At 45.8% G+C, this 15,645-nt stretch carries 14 protein-coding genes; 8 read left to right on the top strand and 6 right to left on the bottom strand.

What is annotated here, in order from left to right:
- Nucleotides 1–11 precede the first annotated feature (11 nt).
- The 3 genes from B5D50_RS02840 to B5D50_RS02830 all read right to left on the bottom strand — a co-directional run bounded on the left by B5D50_RS02840 (nt 12) and on the right by B5D50_RS02830 (nt 3,190).
- Entirely contained in the window at nt 12–491 is a 480-nt protein-coding gene (locus B5D50_RS02840) for a 4Fe-4S dicluster domain-containing protein (protein ID WP_078921059.1), read from the bottom strand.
- Between the two features lie 190 nt (nt 492–681).
- On the bottom strand, nt 682–2,598 hold the full coding sequence (locus tag B5D50_RS02835; protein WP_234975782.1) for a putative nucleotidyltransferase substrate binding domain-containing protein: 1,917 nt from the start codon (nt 2,596–2,598) through the stop codon (nt 682–684).
- A gap of 160 nt (nt 2,599–2,758) precedes the next feature.
- The gene (locus B5D50_RS02830) at nt 2,759–3,190 is read right to left on the bottom strand and encodes a CBS domain-containing protein (protein WP_078921058.1); all 432 of its coding nucleotides are present in this window, start codon (nt 3,188–3,190) and stop codon (nt 2,759–2,761) included.
- A gap of 233 nt (nt 3,191–3,423) precedes the next feature.
- Between B5D50_RS02830 and rpoZ the strand changes: the two genes are divergently transcribed.
- The 3 genes from rpoZ to B5D50_RS02815 are packed head-to-tail and all read left to right on the top strand — an operon-like array spanning nt 3,424 to nt 7,416.
- A complete protein-coding gene (gene rpoZ / locus B5D50_RS02825) occupies nt 3,424–3,633 on the top strand; it encodes a DNA-directed RNA polymerase subunit omega (RefSeq protein WP_078921057.1) in 210 nt (69 codons plus the stop codon).
- A gap of 40 nt (nt 3,634–3,673) precedes the next feature.
- Complete coding sequence (locus tag B5D50_RS02820) at nt 3,674–5,860, top strand: RelA/SpoT family protein (protein WP_159448556.1); 2,187 nt, start codon at nt 3,674–3,676, stop codon at nt 5,858–5,860.
- 41 nt (nt 5,861–5,901) lie between these two features.
- Nucleotides 5,902–7,416: a Ppx/GppA phosphatase family protein gene (locus B5D50_RS02815; protein WP_234975781.1), complete on the top strand. Its 1,515-nt coding sequence runs from the start codon at nt 5,902–5,904 to the stop codon at nt 7,414–7,416.
- A gap of 28 nt (nt 7,417–7,444) precedes the next feature.
- On the opposite strand, the gene B5D50_RS02810 is transcribed toward B5D50_RS02815, so the two are convergent.
- The 3 genes from B5D50_RS02810 to B5D50_RS02800 all read right to left on the bottom strand — a co-directional run bounded on the left by B5D50_RS02810 (nt 7,445) and on the right by B5D50_RS02800 (nt 10,512).
- On the bottom strand, nt 7,445–8,593 hold the full coding sequence (locus B5D50_RS02810) for a hypothetical protein (protein WP_078921055.1): 1,149 nt from the start codon (nt 8,591–8,593) through the stop codon (nt 7,445–7,447).
- Nucleotides 8,594–8,736: 143 nt separating this feature from the next.
- A complete protein-coding gene (locus B5D50_RS02805; protein ID WP_078921054.1) occupies nt 8,737–9,201 on the bottom strand; it encodes a glycine zipper 2TM domain-containing protein in 465 nt (154 codons plus the stop codon).
- 117 nt (nt 9,202–9,318) lie between these two features.
- Complete coding sequence (locus B5D50_RS02800) at nt 9,319–10,512, bottom strand: vWA domain-containing protein (protein WP_159448555.1); 1,194 nt, start codon at nt 10,510–10,512, stop codon at nt 9,319–9,321.
- 211 nt (nt 10,513–10,723) lie between these two features.
- On the opposite strand from B5D50_RS02800, the gene B5D50_RS02795 reads away from it, so the two are divergent.
- The 5 genes from B5D50_RS02795 to B5D50_RS02775 all read left to right on the top strand — a co-directional run bounded on the left by B5D50_RS02795 (nt 10,724) and on the right by B5D50_RS02775 (nt 15,613).
- Nucleotides 10,724–11,308 carry a DUF2889 domain-containing protein gene (locus B5D50_RS02795; protein WP_078921257.1) on the top strand — a complete coding sequence of 195 codons (585 nt, stop codon included), beginning with the start codon at nt 10,724–10,726 and terminating at the stop codon, nt 11,306–11,308.
- A 110-nt stretch (nt 11,309–11,418) separates the two neighbouring features.
- Nucleotides 11,419–11,823, top strand: a complete 405-nt coding sequence (locus B5D50_RS02790) for an SCP-2 sterol transfer family protein (RefSeq protein ID WP_078921052.1) — start codon at nt 11,419–11,421, stop codon at nt 11,821–11,823.
- A gap of 166 nt (nt 11,824–11,989) precedes the next feature.
- Nucleotides 11,990–12,511 carry a DUF5362 family protein gene (locus B5D50_RS02785; RefSeq protein WP_078921051.1) on the top strand — a complete coding sequence of 174 codons (522 nt, stop codon included), beginning with the start codon at nt 11,990–11,992 and terminating at the stop codon, nt 12,509–12,511.
- A 158-nt stretch (nt 12,512–12,669) separates the two neighbouring features.
- Nucleotides 12,670–14,397, top strand: a complete 1,728-nt coding sequence (gene gspE / locus B5D50_RS02780) for a type II secretion system ATPase GspE (protein WP_078921050.1) — start codon at nt 12,670–12,672, stop codon at nt 14,395–14,397.
- Nucleotides 14,384–15,613, top strand: a complete 1,230-nt coding sequence (locus B5D50_RS02775; protein WP_078921049.1) for a type II secretion system F family protein — start codon at nt 14,384–14,386, stop codon at nt 15,611–15,613. Before gspE ends, B5D50_RS02775 begins: the two co-directional genes overlap by 14 nt.
- Nucleotides 15,614–15,645: the final 32 nt, after the last annotated feature.

Raw genomic sequence — 15,645 nt, 5'->3', positions numbered from 1 at the left:
TATACTCCTCCTTAGGCGTGTGCTGAAGTTTGGGTGTCAGTTTTTGCTGCCCACATACGCATCCGCTCTAAGCCCGTAGCATTCGCGTCAACGTAGGTAATGGCGCTGGTGGGGCAAGCTTCTGCACATTTGGGGTCACCACCACACAAATCGCATTTAATGACTTTACCCGTGGCGGTATTGTAGTTAACCGTACCAAACGGGCAGGCAATGGTGCAAACCTTACAACCCACACAGCGATCATTGAGAATATCTTTTGCACCCGTGGCAAAGTTCAGAACAATCGCATCAACAGGGCAAGCTTGTAGACACCAAGCTTCATCGCATTGAGTACAAGTATAAGGTACGAAACGTCCTTCGTCATGAAAGGTAAAAACTTTTATTCGTGATTTAGAAGGGTTGAATACCCCTTCATTTTCATAGGAGCAGGCCATTTCACATTGCAGACAACCGGTACATTTCTCCGGGTCGATATGTAGTGATTTTTGCATCGATCATCCTCCGTTAATCGTGACAAGACAGCATCTTCTTAGAATAGACTATTTAGTTACTCTATGATTAAAGCAGAAGGTTGGTTTAAGGTTGGTGTTGGATAATCAGTGCAGGCATCAGTCAGTCAGCGCTCTGGATTAACAAGAGCGCTGACTAGGTTGAAGATGATTGAAGAGGTTTGAAGACGAATTAACGGAAATGATCGGCTTTATAACGGGTCGACATAAAGTCTTGCAGATTGGAGACAACTTCAAAGGCATCCTTTAAATGTCGCCGCTCTAAAGCCGATAATTCCTCGGGTGGAACATAATTATTAGGTTTTTGACCGTGTTCAATTTGTTTAGCCTGATGTTGCAGTCGAACCATACTGATGAATTCAAAGGCATCCTTAAGATCGTCAATGCTCACTTGGGTGAGACCGTGGCTAGTGGCAATAGCATCTAAGCGTTCCCAAGTATTCACAGCAGAATGCCCACCTGCGAGCGCATAGACTCGAGCTAAATCAATGACTGGGACAACGCCCCGCTTTTTCATGTCCATCCCTTTTTCATCACTATCAACGGTTTCTTTATCCAACACAAAATTGCGGAAGAAACCTAGCGGTGGGCGATGGCTGAGAGCATTCGCTGCCATGAAGGCTTGGAATAAAGTTTGTGCCTTGGTTTTGGCTAAAAAGTCGTTTTGTAGGGTTTCAAGGAGGCTGCAATCGCCATAAAGGCAACGTAAATCGAAGAAGATACTAGCGTTTAATAAGGCTTGACCATTGGGTGTGGTAATCCATTGATTAAAATAGCTCCGCCATACGGCTAAAGGCTGCCGCCATTGATCATTCGTCGCCATGATATTGCCGGGGCAATACACATAACCGCATTCATGCATGCCGTCGCTGACGAATTTAGCAACTTTGCGGAAGTATTCGCCATGTTCAGCTTCATTATAAGTATCCGCCAGAATCATGCCATTATCTTGATCCGTATGAGCGGTTTGCTCGCGGCGTGCCATTGAGCCTGCAACGATGAAAGCATAGGGAATCGGTGGCTTACCCCATTGCTCTTCAGCCATCCCAATTAGTCGCCGTACAATCGCTTGCCCAATCGACGTGATCGCTTGCCCAATCGCATTCGCCGGTAAGCTTTGCTTGACTAAGCCCACTAAGACTTTCGGCAGGCTTTGGCTCAACTGGCTTAAATCGGCCACAGTTTTGGCAGAGAAAATATCGGCGACCAAATAAATCGCACTATGGGTTTGCCCTTGTAACAAGTCAGTGGCTGAAATCACCCCCACCACCTGACCGTGGTCGATGACAGGAAGATGACGAATATTACGCCGAGCCATAAGTAATAAAGCTTCAGACGCTTGGCTATTGGCGGTTAAAGTCAGGGGTTCAGCGGTCATGATTTGAGTCGCTGGCTGATGAATATCTAAACCGTGCGCTACAATTGAACGGAAATCAGCATCGGTTACGATCCCTGTTAATTGTTGCTCACTATTCAGCATTAAAGCTGTCCGCGAGCGATATTCCTCCATCTGCTTTGCAACCCGCTGAATTGTGCTGGTTTGCGGCATCAGTAATGGGGGCTTCATAAGATCACTGACCTGTAGACTAATCATGGCATGGCTGTCAGTATTGCGTAGCTCATGCAGTGCATTACGTACCCGATCGGCTTTATGCTCAGAAAAATAACTCGCCAAGCGCTCATGGTTAGCCAGCAAATCCGTAAACAACGTACCAGATAGGGTATAAAGTAGGGAGTTTTCTAAGGCTCTGGCCGTTAAATGAACTTCGCCCCCCCGCATCACTGAACGGTAGCCGAACCAATCACCTGCGACAAAACGCCCATGTAGGCTACCATCTGCGCGTACTAACTCTATGGCCCCTTCACGGATTAAGAAGACCTGCGCATTGGTTTGGCCAATGCTCATCATAATTTCGCCTTGCTCCACCGTGCGTTCTTCGACTTGAGTGGCTAATTCACTCAAGGTCGCTAATGGGAGTCTCTTTAATGGTTGGTTTTGAGCCAAAAAATCACGAATATCGAGGGTTTTCTTGTCCATAGGCATATCACCGTAAATTATAAAGCCGCGCTGTTCAGATTCAGTGCTCATTGCTGCACTGCATTAATGACAGTGTATAAGCTTCAGCCTACTGTTAACTTGATATGCAGCAAAAATGAAGTGAATAAACCTAAGCACGAATAAGATAAACCAACACTATTGGCGTTTGCTTTGAGCTTAAGCACGAACCAAACCAGCCTACAGACTTCAACTAACCTGCAATATAGCGTTTTAGTTCCTTGATCATAAAGCGCTGCTCTTCCATGATGATTTTCATGACATCACCGATAGAAATGATACCGAGCATCTCACCATCTGGATTAACAATCGGTAGATGTCTAACTCGGCGCTCAGTCATAATCGACATGCACTCATTGACGGTTTCACTTGGCTCAACAGTGATGAGCTTGGCCGTCATAATCTCACCCACTTGGGTTTCGCGAGAGCGCTTCCCTTTTAGGATAATCTTTCGAGCATAATCGCGCTCTGAAAAAATGCCGACTAGTGCTTTATTTTTTACCACAAGTAGAGCGGTTAAATTACGCTCAGCCATAAGAGTCAGCGCTTGATAGACCGTCTCCTCAGGTGAAATAGTTGCTAGGGTTTGATTGGCACTGTTTAAAAATTCCCTGACGGTTCTCATATCCTCTCCTTTGCCTCGTAAATCTTCGTTGAAAACGTTAAACTGACTTGAGAAATGCTGCAGTGCATTAAAAATAGGCGTGTATTTAAGGTATTCTTGAAGAGTGCCACAGTTTATTCAATGGGTAAACTACCCCCTATGTAAAGATTTGTGCATACAATCGGCTATTTCTTTTTGACAGCACTGAGTTAGAATAGAAAGTTTTCCAAAACTTCCTGTAAGGAATATTGAATATGGCACGTGTTACCGTTGAAGATTGTCTACCGTATGTTGAGAACAATTTTGAGTTAGTACTGAAAGCAGCAAAACGCGCTCGCGACATCTCGCATGGTGCCCAACCTTTGATCGACGAAGAAGGGGATAAGCCGACCGTGATCGCCCTGCGTGAGATTGCAGCGGGCTTATTAAACAAAAAACGTTCGCAGGATTTTGATGTGGACTAGAAAGCTAGAAGGATAGAGAGACATGTTGAGGGGCTCAATAATGACAGATGCACCACCTCCGACGGATTTTTTTCGTGCTAACGATTTAACGCGGACGGTTGAGCGCTATATGACGCCGGAGGAAAGCTCGCGGGTCTATGATGCATTTTTATTAGCAGCCCAAGCTCATGAAGGGGTGAAGCGCAAGTCCGGTGAACCCTATATCACGCATCCATTAGAAGTGGCACGTATTTTGGCCGAGATGCATTTGGATGCTGATGCGGTGTGTGCAGCTTTATTGCACGATGTGATTGAAGACACCGAGTATACCTATGCCGATATTGAGCGCCAATTTGGCACAGTGGTGGCTAATTTGGTGGAAGGGGTCACCAAATTAGAATCCGCTCATTTTTTGGATAAGGCGGCGGCTTCCAAAGCCAGCTTCCAAAAGTTTATGCAAGCAATGTCGGCTGATTTCCGAGTGGTTATTATTAAGCTGGCCGATCGGCTACATAATCTACGCACTTTAAGTCATCAAAAACCTGCTTCCCGTCGTCGTATTTGTAAAGAAACTTTAGATATTTATATCCCACTTGCGCATCGGATGGGGATGAATTCTCTGCGCCGTGAATTGCAAGCTTTGGTATTCGAGCATCTATACCCTTGGCGTTACTGTGTCTTAAAAGCTGAGTTGGAACGTTATCTCGCTTCGGTTAAGTCTTTGGCTGAAGAAGTGGTGGATACGGTGACTAAGAGTTTGGGGGCGGCACTGGCTAATCCCCTAGTGTTTATTCCTGATAAAAATCTTTATCGTATTTACGACAGTATGAAAAACGGCGAATCTTTTGATGAGGATAAGGAGCTGATTGAATTACGGGTATTAGTGGGTACGGTGGATGAATGTTATCGAGCCTTAGGTATTTTGCATGCCACTTACCGTCCTCGTCCGGGTAAGTTTCAGGATTTTATTGCTACTCCGAAATCCTATGGTTATCAAGCCTTGCAAACGGTGGTTGTTCCTTCCGGTCAACGTCAAGTCGCTGTCAAAATTCAAACGCGCCCGATGTATCAAACCGCTTTATTCGGCATTACTGCACAATGGCGTTATCCGGGGCAAAATTCAGGGCAACGTTCCTTGTTTACTCAGGAGGCCTTAAAGCGCTGGCAAGAGCAGGTGCGTGATTTAGGCTCTAAAGCAGGGAATGCGGCAGAGTTTTATGATGATATTCAGGCTGATTTATACCGTACTGAAATTTATGCGTTTACGCCGAAAGGGGATATGAAGGAGTTTCCACGCGGGGCAACGCCGATTGATTTTGCGTTTGCGATTCACACTGAGGTCGGTCTGCATTGCACGGGGGCAAAAATTGATGGTAAAGAAGTTCCGTTGCGCACTCGCATTCCCGATACAGCCACTGTTGAGATTTTGACGGATGACAAAGCTGTTCCCCAGCCGTCTTGGTTAAATTATGCAGTGACCGGAAGAGCACGAGCGACCATCCGTAATTGGCTGCGCCAGCAAACTCAAGCTGATCAATTAGATTTAGGGAAACGCTTACTCGATAAAGCCTTACATGATCGGCACTCCAGTTTAGCTAGGATTAGCCCAGCGGCTATGAATGAATTTTTGAGCCTATCTAATTACCCAACGAGTGACGACTTATACCTAGCAATTGCACACAATGATCAGTGCTCACGCTTAACTGCACAACGCCTGATTAGCATGGAAGGTAATTCCACCAATAGCTTTTTAATAGCCGCTGATAATGAGACACCACTGGTGATTAAGGGAACTTCTGGCTTAGCGATTCATTTCCAAACTTGTTGTTATCCGTTGCCACAGGAGGCGATTTTAGCTACTTTGAACGCTAAAAATGGCTTAGAAGTCCATCGTGACGGTTGTTCGGTGTTACATACGCAGGTTGATCCGGCTGATATTTTATCCGTGATGTGGGCTGAGCAGCAGTCGGATGAAAAATGTTTCCTTGCAGGGATTCAAACCCATGCTCATAATGTGGTCGGCGTTTTGCACCACATTACTCAGTTAATGCACGAATTAGATGTCAATATTGAGGCCGTGAATACCAGTGGAGATCGTCGAGTTAAAGAAACTAATTGGGTGCTTTGGGTTAGGGATTTAGCTCACTTGGAGGACATTATCCATCAAGTGGAGCGTGTACCTTCTATTCTTAAAGTCAAGCGCTTAGACGCTGCTGATAAAAACAAACCAAATAGCCTCTACGATTAGCCCGTAAGGCTGTTGCATCAGCCAAGCGGGAGAACATCGTCATGTCGAGTTTGATGGCGAACGAGCAGCGGATTGCTGCCGTTGATTTGGGATCTAATAGTTTTCACATGATCGTGGTCAGCGTAGATTCTTTAGGGAATGTACGTGTCTTGGATCGTCTACGTGAACCAGTACGTTTGGGTGCGGGTTTAGATGAATTTGGCAATTTATCGCTGGAAGCTAAACTTCGTGCCTTGGCGTGCTTGGAACGCTTTGGAGAACGGTTACGCGATTTTTCGTCGACTGAAGTCGCCGCTGTCGGTACAAATACCTTACGAATGGCACGTAATGCGCGTTCTTTTTTGGATTTAGCAGAAGACACCCTCGGCCACTCGATTTCGGTCATCAGTGGGCGCGAAGAGGCACGTCTTATTTATTTAGGGGTTTCGCATTCTTTAAGCGCAACAGAGGACAAAGAAGCGCGCCGTTTCGTGATTGATATTGGCGGCGGTAGTACAGAGCTGATTATTGGTCAGGGTTATGAAGCTTTACACACCGAAAGTTTACGGATGGGCTGTGTCAGTAGTTCGCGGCGTTTTTTCCCGAATGGCTCTTTAGAGCGCACCGCTTGGAAAGAAGCGCTAACCGCAGCGCATTTAGAGTTAATACCGATTCAAAAGACCTATCGTGATATTGGCTGGGAAGCGGCGAATGGAGCTTCCGGTACGATTAAAACGGTTGAAAAAGTCATTCAACAAGCGGGGTTAGCGAATTTCGGTATTACTTTAGAGCACATGTACGACATTCAAGCGCGCATGATCGCGGCGCGGTCGATTGATAAATTGCAATTGGCGGGTTTGAGTGAGGAGCGTAAGCCGATCTTTGCGGGCGGCCTTGCTATTTTAATCAGTACCTTTGAAGCCCTGCAGATTAAGCGAATGTTGGTGTCAGAAGGGGCTTTGCGGGAGGGCTTAGTCTATGAACGCATTAATCGCATGCAGCAAGATGATCTGCGGGGTAAGGCGGTATTAAATTTACAAAGCCGCTTCCAAGTTGATGTCGCGCATGCTCAGGCGGTGCGTAAAACGGCCTTAGCCCTGTTTGATGCCTGCCAACGGGCTTGGCGTTTATCCTCTGATTTACGTGAAGTTTTGGCATGGGCAGCAGATTTACATGAAATTGGCTTGGCGGTATCTCACAGTGGTTATCATAAGCATGGTGGTTATTTGCTAGATAACTTTGATTTGATTGGTTTTTCAACCCGCGAGCAGCATTGGCTGAGTTTGTTAGTTCGCACGCATCGGCGCAAAATCTTCCCACAATTATTTGAAGGTTTAGAGGCTAAGCGTTCTCAACAAGCGGTTTATTTGAGTGTAATTTTGCGATTAGCCGTTCTTTTGCATCGGGATCGAAGTGGGCAAGCTGCTTTGAGCATTGAAAGCTTAGAGGCTACTGAGCAAGCTTTGGATTTGGTCTTTGCTGAGCATGAACGTGAACGGCCTTTATTATTCGCTGATTTAGATGAAGAAAAGAAGTTCTTAAAAGGGATTAATTTTCGTTTGAAATACTCGATTTAGACGCAGCCTTTAACCTTGGTGCTAGCCTTTAACGCTTATTGGTTTTTGGCGCAGTCGGCGCATAAGCTTGTTCAGCTTGGGTCACCATTGTATTCACAAAGCGTAGAATATTCGGAATTTGTGTCTCAATGGTGGCATCAAGCCGAGCATGAGGTTTTTCTGGAGGGGTAATGGCTAACTGCTCTAGGGTTGCTGGAATTTCCGCTGCATATAGTAAGCGATACTCAGCGTACATATTATGTTGGAGGGCGGTTTGCCACAGTTGGAGAGTACGCGCTAAGGGTAAATCAGGGTAACGTTGGATATAGTTTTTAACCATTTGAATTTGTTGGAGAATATGTGCGCGTTGATTGCTGAGCATCCTCAGGGTTTCTAGTAGATTAGTTGAACCATTTTTATTCAACCACTCCATAATGCGTTGTCGATTGTCCAGTTTGTACGAAGTGATCCCTAATTGAGCAGCAGGTAGTTTATTCGATTTCAGTAAGGTTTCAGCCGCCCGCATCGACTCAATAATGTATTGCTCTTGTTTGGCTTGGTTATCTAAATCATCCCCGCGTGTTTGTTGGATGGTTTTGATTAAGCGATTAACCACGGGCTGGAATTTTTGCAGCGCATCTTCACTATTGCCGGTAGTGTAATGCACCCAAAAATGGCGCAGTTGCTGACTCACCTCTAGATAGCGTTGGGAGTATTGCTGGTGCGTGTTTTGGCGGAGTTGGTAAATGCGATTGAGCAGTGGGATTTGCTTAGGTACTAAGGGTGCTAGTTTTTGAATTTTAATAAAAAAAGCGTCCAAGCCTTTGATGTCACGATATAGTGAAATCCGATTATCATAGAGTTCAGGGAAGTTCTCTTGTTCAAAGCGAGCGAGCTTTTGCTCTTCACTTAAGTTTTCTACGGGCTGATTGAGCAGGTCTTCGGCTAGTACAGAGCCATGATTGCTGCTAGCAGGCGCGCTGGAACTAGGCGGTATTTGCCGCCAATGATTCAGTTTAAAGGCATAACTAAGCCAGATCAGCCCAATCAGGCTAACGATTGCTAAGGTGATTAAACCTCGTTTTTCAGGCGCGACATCAAGCGTGGTGATATAGCCCAATAGCCATTGCCAGAGCAAAATTAAACCTAACACCCCAAGAATGAGGTAAAAGAGAAAGATAATATCAGCAAAGCCCAAACGACGCTCTCCGACGAGTTGTGCACAGGATGATTTTAAGGATTTTGGATGAGTTAGCCTAGTGAGCCTAAAGTATTAGCGGGCGCACTAAACCACTCTGCTATTTAAGAATAGCAGAGGGTTTGTCTGCAAGGGCGGGTGTTTTAGTTAGTCGCTTGCCATTGACCATTAGCAGCACGGCAAGCATTCATTTGAATGTTTTGCTGTTGACCGTTGATGTAACCAACGACAGTGACTGGACGACAGGCAGTTTGATAACCTTGATAATTAGAGTTATAGATATTGCCCGGCGTAGCCGTATAGCTATAACCGGTGTTTGGGTTTTGCCAAGTAGCTGGGCGGCCAGAGTAAATGGCATTGCCAACTTGTTGGCGGTCATAGTTATCCATTTGTGCGCCTAATTGCCCACCAATATAACTACCGAGCATAGTACCCGCGATGGTGGCTGCAACTTTGCCATCACCTTTGCCAAATTGATTACCTGCAACACCACCTAAAACAGCACCCATCATGGCCCCGCCTTGAGTATTGTTGGGTGGGTTACAGCCCGCTAAAGCGAAGCTAGTAGCCAGTAAAGCTGCAGCTACTTTAGTCGTTGTATTAAGCATTAGAAAACTCCTTTATCATTAGCTATTGGTTTGATCTTGTTCTTGTTAGATTAGCCCTACGCGAACCATCTGTTATCTTAGACTAGCCTCTCATCATCAAGTTCTAAAAAAACCGTATTATTTATCAGTAAAGTTAAAACTGTAATTAATGACAGAATCTTGGGTCACTTTAAGCTTAGTCTCGAGACTGCTCTTGTCAAGGATCGCTTTGACCCGATATTCACCCACGGCGAGGCGAGTTTTAATAGCGTCTTGCAAGACATGCCGTGAAATAAACTCGCCCTTAGCGGTATATAAAGCATAGTTCACAGCAACCGCTTGTTGATCTTTATTAAAGGCATTCACGGCTATTTCCCCGGTAGGGCCGATATTAAAGGTTAATGGTGTAGCCTTACCTGAATGGATGCGGACATTTTCCGATTTTTCTATATTCTGCCAAATAGCCTTAATCCGATATTCACCGGGGGGGAGATACTCAGTAACTTGGGTGCGGGCTGAAAAATTAACGACATTCGTCCCATCAGGATGATAAATCGAATAGTTAGCTCGTAAGGGTTCTGGATTCCCTTCTGCTAAAATATTCAACTCTACACTGCCGGGTTGTGATTTTTTGTCAATCGGGGTACGGGTCGGCTGAGCTGCTTCAGTAATTGTGACAGCTTTGGCTTGGACTCCGGCTAATAAAGTTTTTAAGCGTTCAGTATCAGTGGCAACGACAAAAGCACCATGCCCATTTTCCGCAATACATTCTAGTTGGGCTTCTTTATCGGCACGAAAGCCAACCACATCAATTTGTAAGCTCGGATTGGCATCAACCAAGGCTTTAGCGGTGGCGCAAGGGTCGCCCTTGCAACTTTCTAGACCGTCACTCACTAATAAAATGTGCGCATTTTCAGTGGGTAAGTGTTTAGCGGCTTCTTTTAAGGAGGCTGCAATGGGAGAGCGTCCTTTGGGGTTTAGCTTGTAAACCTCTTTGAGTAGTTTCACAAGGTCATAGTTTTCAGGTTTAATAGCTAAATTAAAATCCGCACAACCCGCTTGTGTGCCTTTAGAGCCATACGTGAGTAGGCCAAATTCAATATTACCTTCAGCGCTTTCGAGCAAGGTGCGAATACTTTCGCGGGCAGTGACGATTTTATTCACACCATTAATTTGCCCCCACATACTATTAGAACCATCAAGAATCAGTACGGTCGTTTGGCGTGGTAGGGTAGTGGCAGCGGGATTGGGTGCTGGCGATGTCGTTTCATTAGCCAGCAGAACTGAGGTTAATGCAACAGTCAATGCTGCCCCGATTAAAATACGCAACATAAAAAGCTTCTTCATTATGAATGGGGTATTCTGAATAATGCTGCCAAGAGTAGCACTATCTAAACAAAAAGGTAGACCAAGACGGCATCAAGTGTAGAAAATTCAGGAGTAACGACCCAACTAAGCGATAGAAGGCGGTGGGCGCTAACTTGCAGTTTTTAGTCAGAATCTTTATCGTTCGGTGGTTTATGGACCAGCGGAATTTGAAGGTATGCCTTTATCTAAGCCAGTTGAGCGTGAGTTGGCTCATACGCGCACCATTGTTTGTCAAGGTTATGAGCGTAAAGATGGTCTGTGGGATATTGAAGCTCAGGTCGTCGATACCAAGCCTTATTCTTTTCCTAATAAAGATCGTGGGGGGCGGATTGAGGCTGAGGAAGCCTTGCATGATATGAAACTACGCTTGACGGTGGATGCAAACCTAGTGATTCATGCTGCGGAGGCAGTGACAGAGGCTGCACCGTTTAATTATTGTACGGCTATTCACCCTGCCTATAGTCGTTTAGTGGGTTTGCGGATTGCGCCCGGCTGGAATCAGCGGCTAAAAGAGTTATTTGGCGGTATTCAAGGTTGTACACATATCACGGAGTTATTCGCTACGATGGCAACGGCGGCTGTGCAAACCGTCGGAGGCTCAATCATGCGCCGCCAGCAGTTTGTTGATCCCGATCCCACCTCGATTCCTAAGCATTTGCACACTTGCCATGCCTTGGCTTTGAGCAGTCCAGTCGTGTTAGAGCATTGGCCGCATGCTTATCGACCGTCGCAAACTGTCTCCACTCAAGATCAGTCTTAACAGGTATCTCCATTTAGCTATATTGCTAATGGGCTAGCGTGCGCGTTATAAACCCCAAGTTGTGAAGTTTTCTAGCTGCTGTTAAACCCACCATGAGAGGAGTGTGTGCTATGCCAGAGTTATTTTCAGCCGATTGGATGAATGAATTAAAAGATCAATGGAATAACGAACCAGAAGTGAGTGCTAAGCTGGCAGATATTGCGTTTAGCTCGATCATTACTTGTGGTTTTAAGGATGAAGATAAGCCACGCGGTGTGTTTGTGGTGGAAAAAGGGATTTGTACCAGTGCAGGTTCATATAATGGTGAAAAGCCTGATTGGGATATGCGGGCTGATCGTAAAGATTGGATGAAGTGGGTAGATAAGGGGCTGGGGTTTACAGGGATGGGCTTGGCTTATACCACGGGTAAGTTGAAATTTAAAACGGGCGATTATGGCGCGATGATTAAAAATCCCAAAATGGCTGGTCCTTTCGTGAAGTCGTTTGGTTTAATGCAAAAGATCAAAACTCAATAAACCCTGCCCTACCATCCAATAACCGTGCAATACTTTGCATTGGCTTGCTTGCAAGCTAATGCATCGCTTAATTCAATGGTTTTTTATGGCCGCTGTTCGGTTCTTTCTGACAGAGCTTCACTGATTAAGCTAAGCTTTAATTTTCAATGAAAGTTAGGTGATGATAATGAGTGTACAAGATGCTTATGCGCCCCCCCGTTCAGTAGTGCGAGATGTCAGTGGTGGAAGTGGTGTTATGTCCGAGCGCGTGCTCGCTTCTTTGCGTAAGACTCGTCCGTGGGTATTGTTTATCGCAGTATTAGGGTTTATCGGTGCTGCCTTTATGCTGATTGCGAGCCTGCCGATGTTTCTCGGTGGCGGGATGATGGGCATGAGCGGATTGGAAGGGGTAGACGCGAGTGCAGGTTTAGCCGGTACAGGGTTGATGGTGGGCATGGGCGTGATGTACATCTTATTGGCAGTCATTTACTTTATTGCCTCGCTCTATTTGCTGCGTTATGCCAGTGCCATCAAACGTGCTACCACGGGTTTAAGTCTCGATGATATGGAGGCTGCTTTAGAGGCTCAGGCGAGCTTTTGGAAGTTGGTTGGGATTTTATCTATCGTATCCATTGTGTTAATGATTGTGTTCATGGTGGTTGGGATTGGTAGTGTAGCGATGCTCAGTAGTGGCTTGCCCAGCCAATAAAACAGTTATCTGCAGTTCTAGAGAGAAACTACTTGCATGTTTCTCTCTAATAAATAAAAATTATCAAAACTAGGGAATGGCTTGGATAAAAACCAGTCATTACAAGATTTTATTGCTGGCTCTGTTATTAAAATACTAACAATTAATAAGAATTATCTATGCTAGCTGCAGCTACTAAACCGCGTTCTACTCCGCCACCTGTACCTTTCGGTGAGCGTTTAATCCAGCTTGGAAAAATTAAGCCTGCTGATCTTGAGCGCGCCCTCCGTGCTCAAGTAGAGATCCATCAACCCTTAGGCAGTGTCTTAGTGCGTTTAGGCTTGTTGACTGAGCAAGAGGTCGCGGTCGTCTTGTCGCGCCATCTAGGTGTTGCTTTAGCGTTAACTCGGGATTATCCGACTGAGCCGCTGCAAGACTTGGGGATCTCAGTGAATTACATGCGCGCTGCAGAAGTTGTACCTTTATTTGAGCATGAAGGTGTATTAACTGTTGCCATGTCAGATCCGGGTGATCAGTTTGCACGCCAAGCTTTGCAAATGGCGGCGGGTAAACCGATTAAACCTTTACTCGGTCTGCCCTCGGAAATTCGCACTAATATTGAGCGTTTGTATAGTGCAAGTGCAAAAAAGGATGAAGAAGAGTTTGAAATCACCAGCCGTGATGATGGGCTGGCGGATATTGAGCACTTAAAAGATATGGCGAGTGAAGCGCCAGTCATCAAGATTGTGAATCAAATCATGACTGAAGCGATGGCTAGACGCGCCTCGGACATTCATATCGAACCCTTTGAAACGCATTTGAAAGTACGTTATCGGATTGATGGCGTGATTCATGAGGTGGATTCACCACCGGCTACGATGACGGCGGCGGTCTTGTCACGTGTCAAACTTATGGCGCGCTTAAATATTGCTGAGCGGCGTTTACCGCAAGATGGACGGATTCAACTCAAAGCGCAAGGCAAAGAAATTGATATGCGTGTTTCTACAGTGCCAACCATGCACGGTGAAAGCGTTGTCATGCGTCTCTTAGATAAAAATAGTGTGAAGTTAGAGCTGAGTAGCTTAGGTTTTTCTGAGGAAAACTTCGCACGTTTGCAACGTGAGTTAAGTCAACCGCATGGTGTGGTTTTGGTCACCGGCCCCACGGGTTCGGGGAAAACGACGACTTTATATGCGGCTTTGACCCAAATGAATACCACGGAGAATAAAATTCTTACCGTGGAGGATCCGGTTGAATATGAGTTAGAAGGGATTAATCAGATTCAGGCCAATCCTAAAATCGGTCTGACGTTCTCGGATGCTTTGCGTTCTATCGTCCGTCAAGACCCCGATATTATTATGATCGGGGAAATGCGGGATGTGGAAACCGCTCGGATTGCAATTCAATCGGCACTGACGGGGCATTTGGTACTGTCCACTATTCATACCAATGATGCGGCGAGTGGGGTCACACGCTTATTGGATATGGGAATTGAAGATTATCTGATCACCTCAACCGTCAATTGTATTTTGGCACAACGCTTAGTGCGGCGGTTATGTCCTCAATGCCGTGAACCTTACAGTGTTCTGACTGAAATCGAGCAGGAATTAGGTCTAAGGCAATATCAGCGTGAAGGTGAACTGCGCTTATGGCATGCCAAAGGCTGTCGGGCTTGTGGCTTTACGGGCTATAAAGGCCGCAGTGCGATTCATGAAGTGCTGGTGATGGATGATTCGATTCGGCGTTTAGTCTTAAAGCACGAGGATGCGGGGGTGATTCAAGAGCAAGCTCGTAAGGCGGGGATGCGCACGCTGTATGAGGATGGTTTGCAGAAGGCTTTGAAAGGTGTAACCACGCTCGAAGAGGTCTTGCGTGTGGCGGAGGAAACTCCAAATGCCAGTATTTGAATATCAAGCCTTATCGGCAGCGGGGACTAGTCAATCCGGTACGATGGAAGCTAGCAGTGAAGCACAAGTACTTGAGCGTATTCATACTCAAGGTTTGCTACCTTTGCAAGTGAAGCTGGCGGGAGTGGCAAGTGTCAGTACGGAGTTAGGGGCTAAGAAAAAGTCAGGCTGGTTGACAAGTAAAAAGGTGAGTCAGGCCGATATTATTGCTTTCACTCAACAATTGTCTTCGATGCTGAATGCGGGTTTACCCTTAGATCGGGCTTTAAGTATCCAACTTGAGCTAATTGAACAGCCCGGCATGAGTAAGCTAGTGCGTAGCCTGCAAGAGCAAGTGCGCAGTGGTGTACATTTTGCGGATGCTTTGGAGGCGTCTAATCAGTTCTCACGTTTTTATGTGAATATGGTACGAGCAGGCGAGGCCAGTGGGTCGATTGATGATGCTTTAGGGCGTTTGGTTGATTATATGCTACGAGCTAAAGAACTAAGAGGTACGGTAGTTTCGGCCTTAATTTATCCGAGTATTTTGTTTGTGGTAGCGATTCTGTCGATTATTGCACTGCTGCTGTTTGTTGTTCCGCAATTCTCGCAAATGTTTGAGGAAATGGGTGCTGAGTTGCCGATGATTACTAAACTAGTCATGGCCGCTGGTGAAGCACTCAAAGTCTATTGGTGGGCAGTGCTTGGGGGATTTTTATTCATCCTGCTGGTTTTGCAATATGTATTCACCAATGAGCAAGCGCGTCTATGGTTAGATCGTTCGATGCTGCGTTGGCCCATCGTGGGTGATTTGGTGGGTAAAGTAGAAATGGCACGGTTTTCTCGTAGTTTAGGTACTTTATTACACAATGGGGTGCCTCTGCTGGGTTCTTTGCAGATCGTGAAGAACACCATGAGTAATCGGGTGATGGCAAAATCTATTGGAGAAGCCGCTGATAGCCTCAAGCAAGGTGAAAGCCTCACCCGTACTTTAATGAGTAAACGGGTATTTCCTGCCTATGCTTTACACATGTTGCGAGTGGGCGAAGAAACTGGGCAGATGGAACAGTTACTGCATGAAGTTGCTAATATTTATGATGCCGAAGTCCGCAATGCTGTGCGCCAAATGTTGTCTTTATTAGAGCCAATTTTAATTTTAATCATGGCCTTAGCGATTTTGGTGATTATCGGTGCAGTGCTGATCCCCATGATTAGTATGGCTGATTTAGTGCAATAAGCGTCACCATGAGTCCGCTGAGCAAATAGATC

The sequence above is a fragment of the Thiothrix eikelboomii genome, assembly GCF_900167255.1.
In the GTDB taxonomy this organism is placed as follows: domain Bacteria; phylum Pseudomonadota; class Gammaproteobacteria; order Thiotrichales; family Thiotrichaceae; genus Thiolinea; species Thiolinea eikelboomii.
This window is presented reverse-complemented; position numbering and strand designations above follow the sequence as displayed.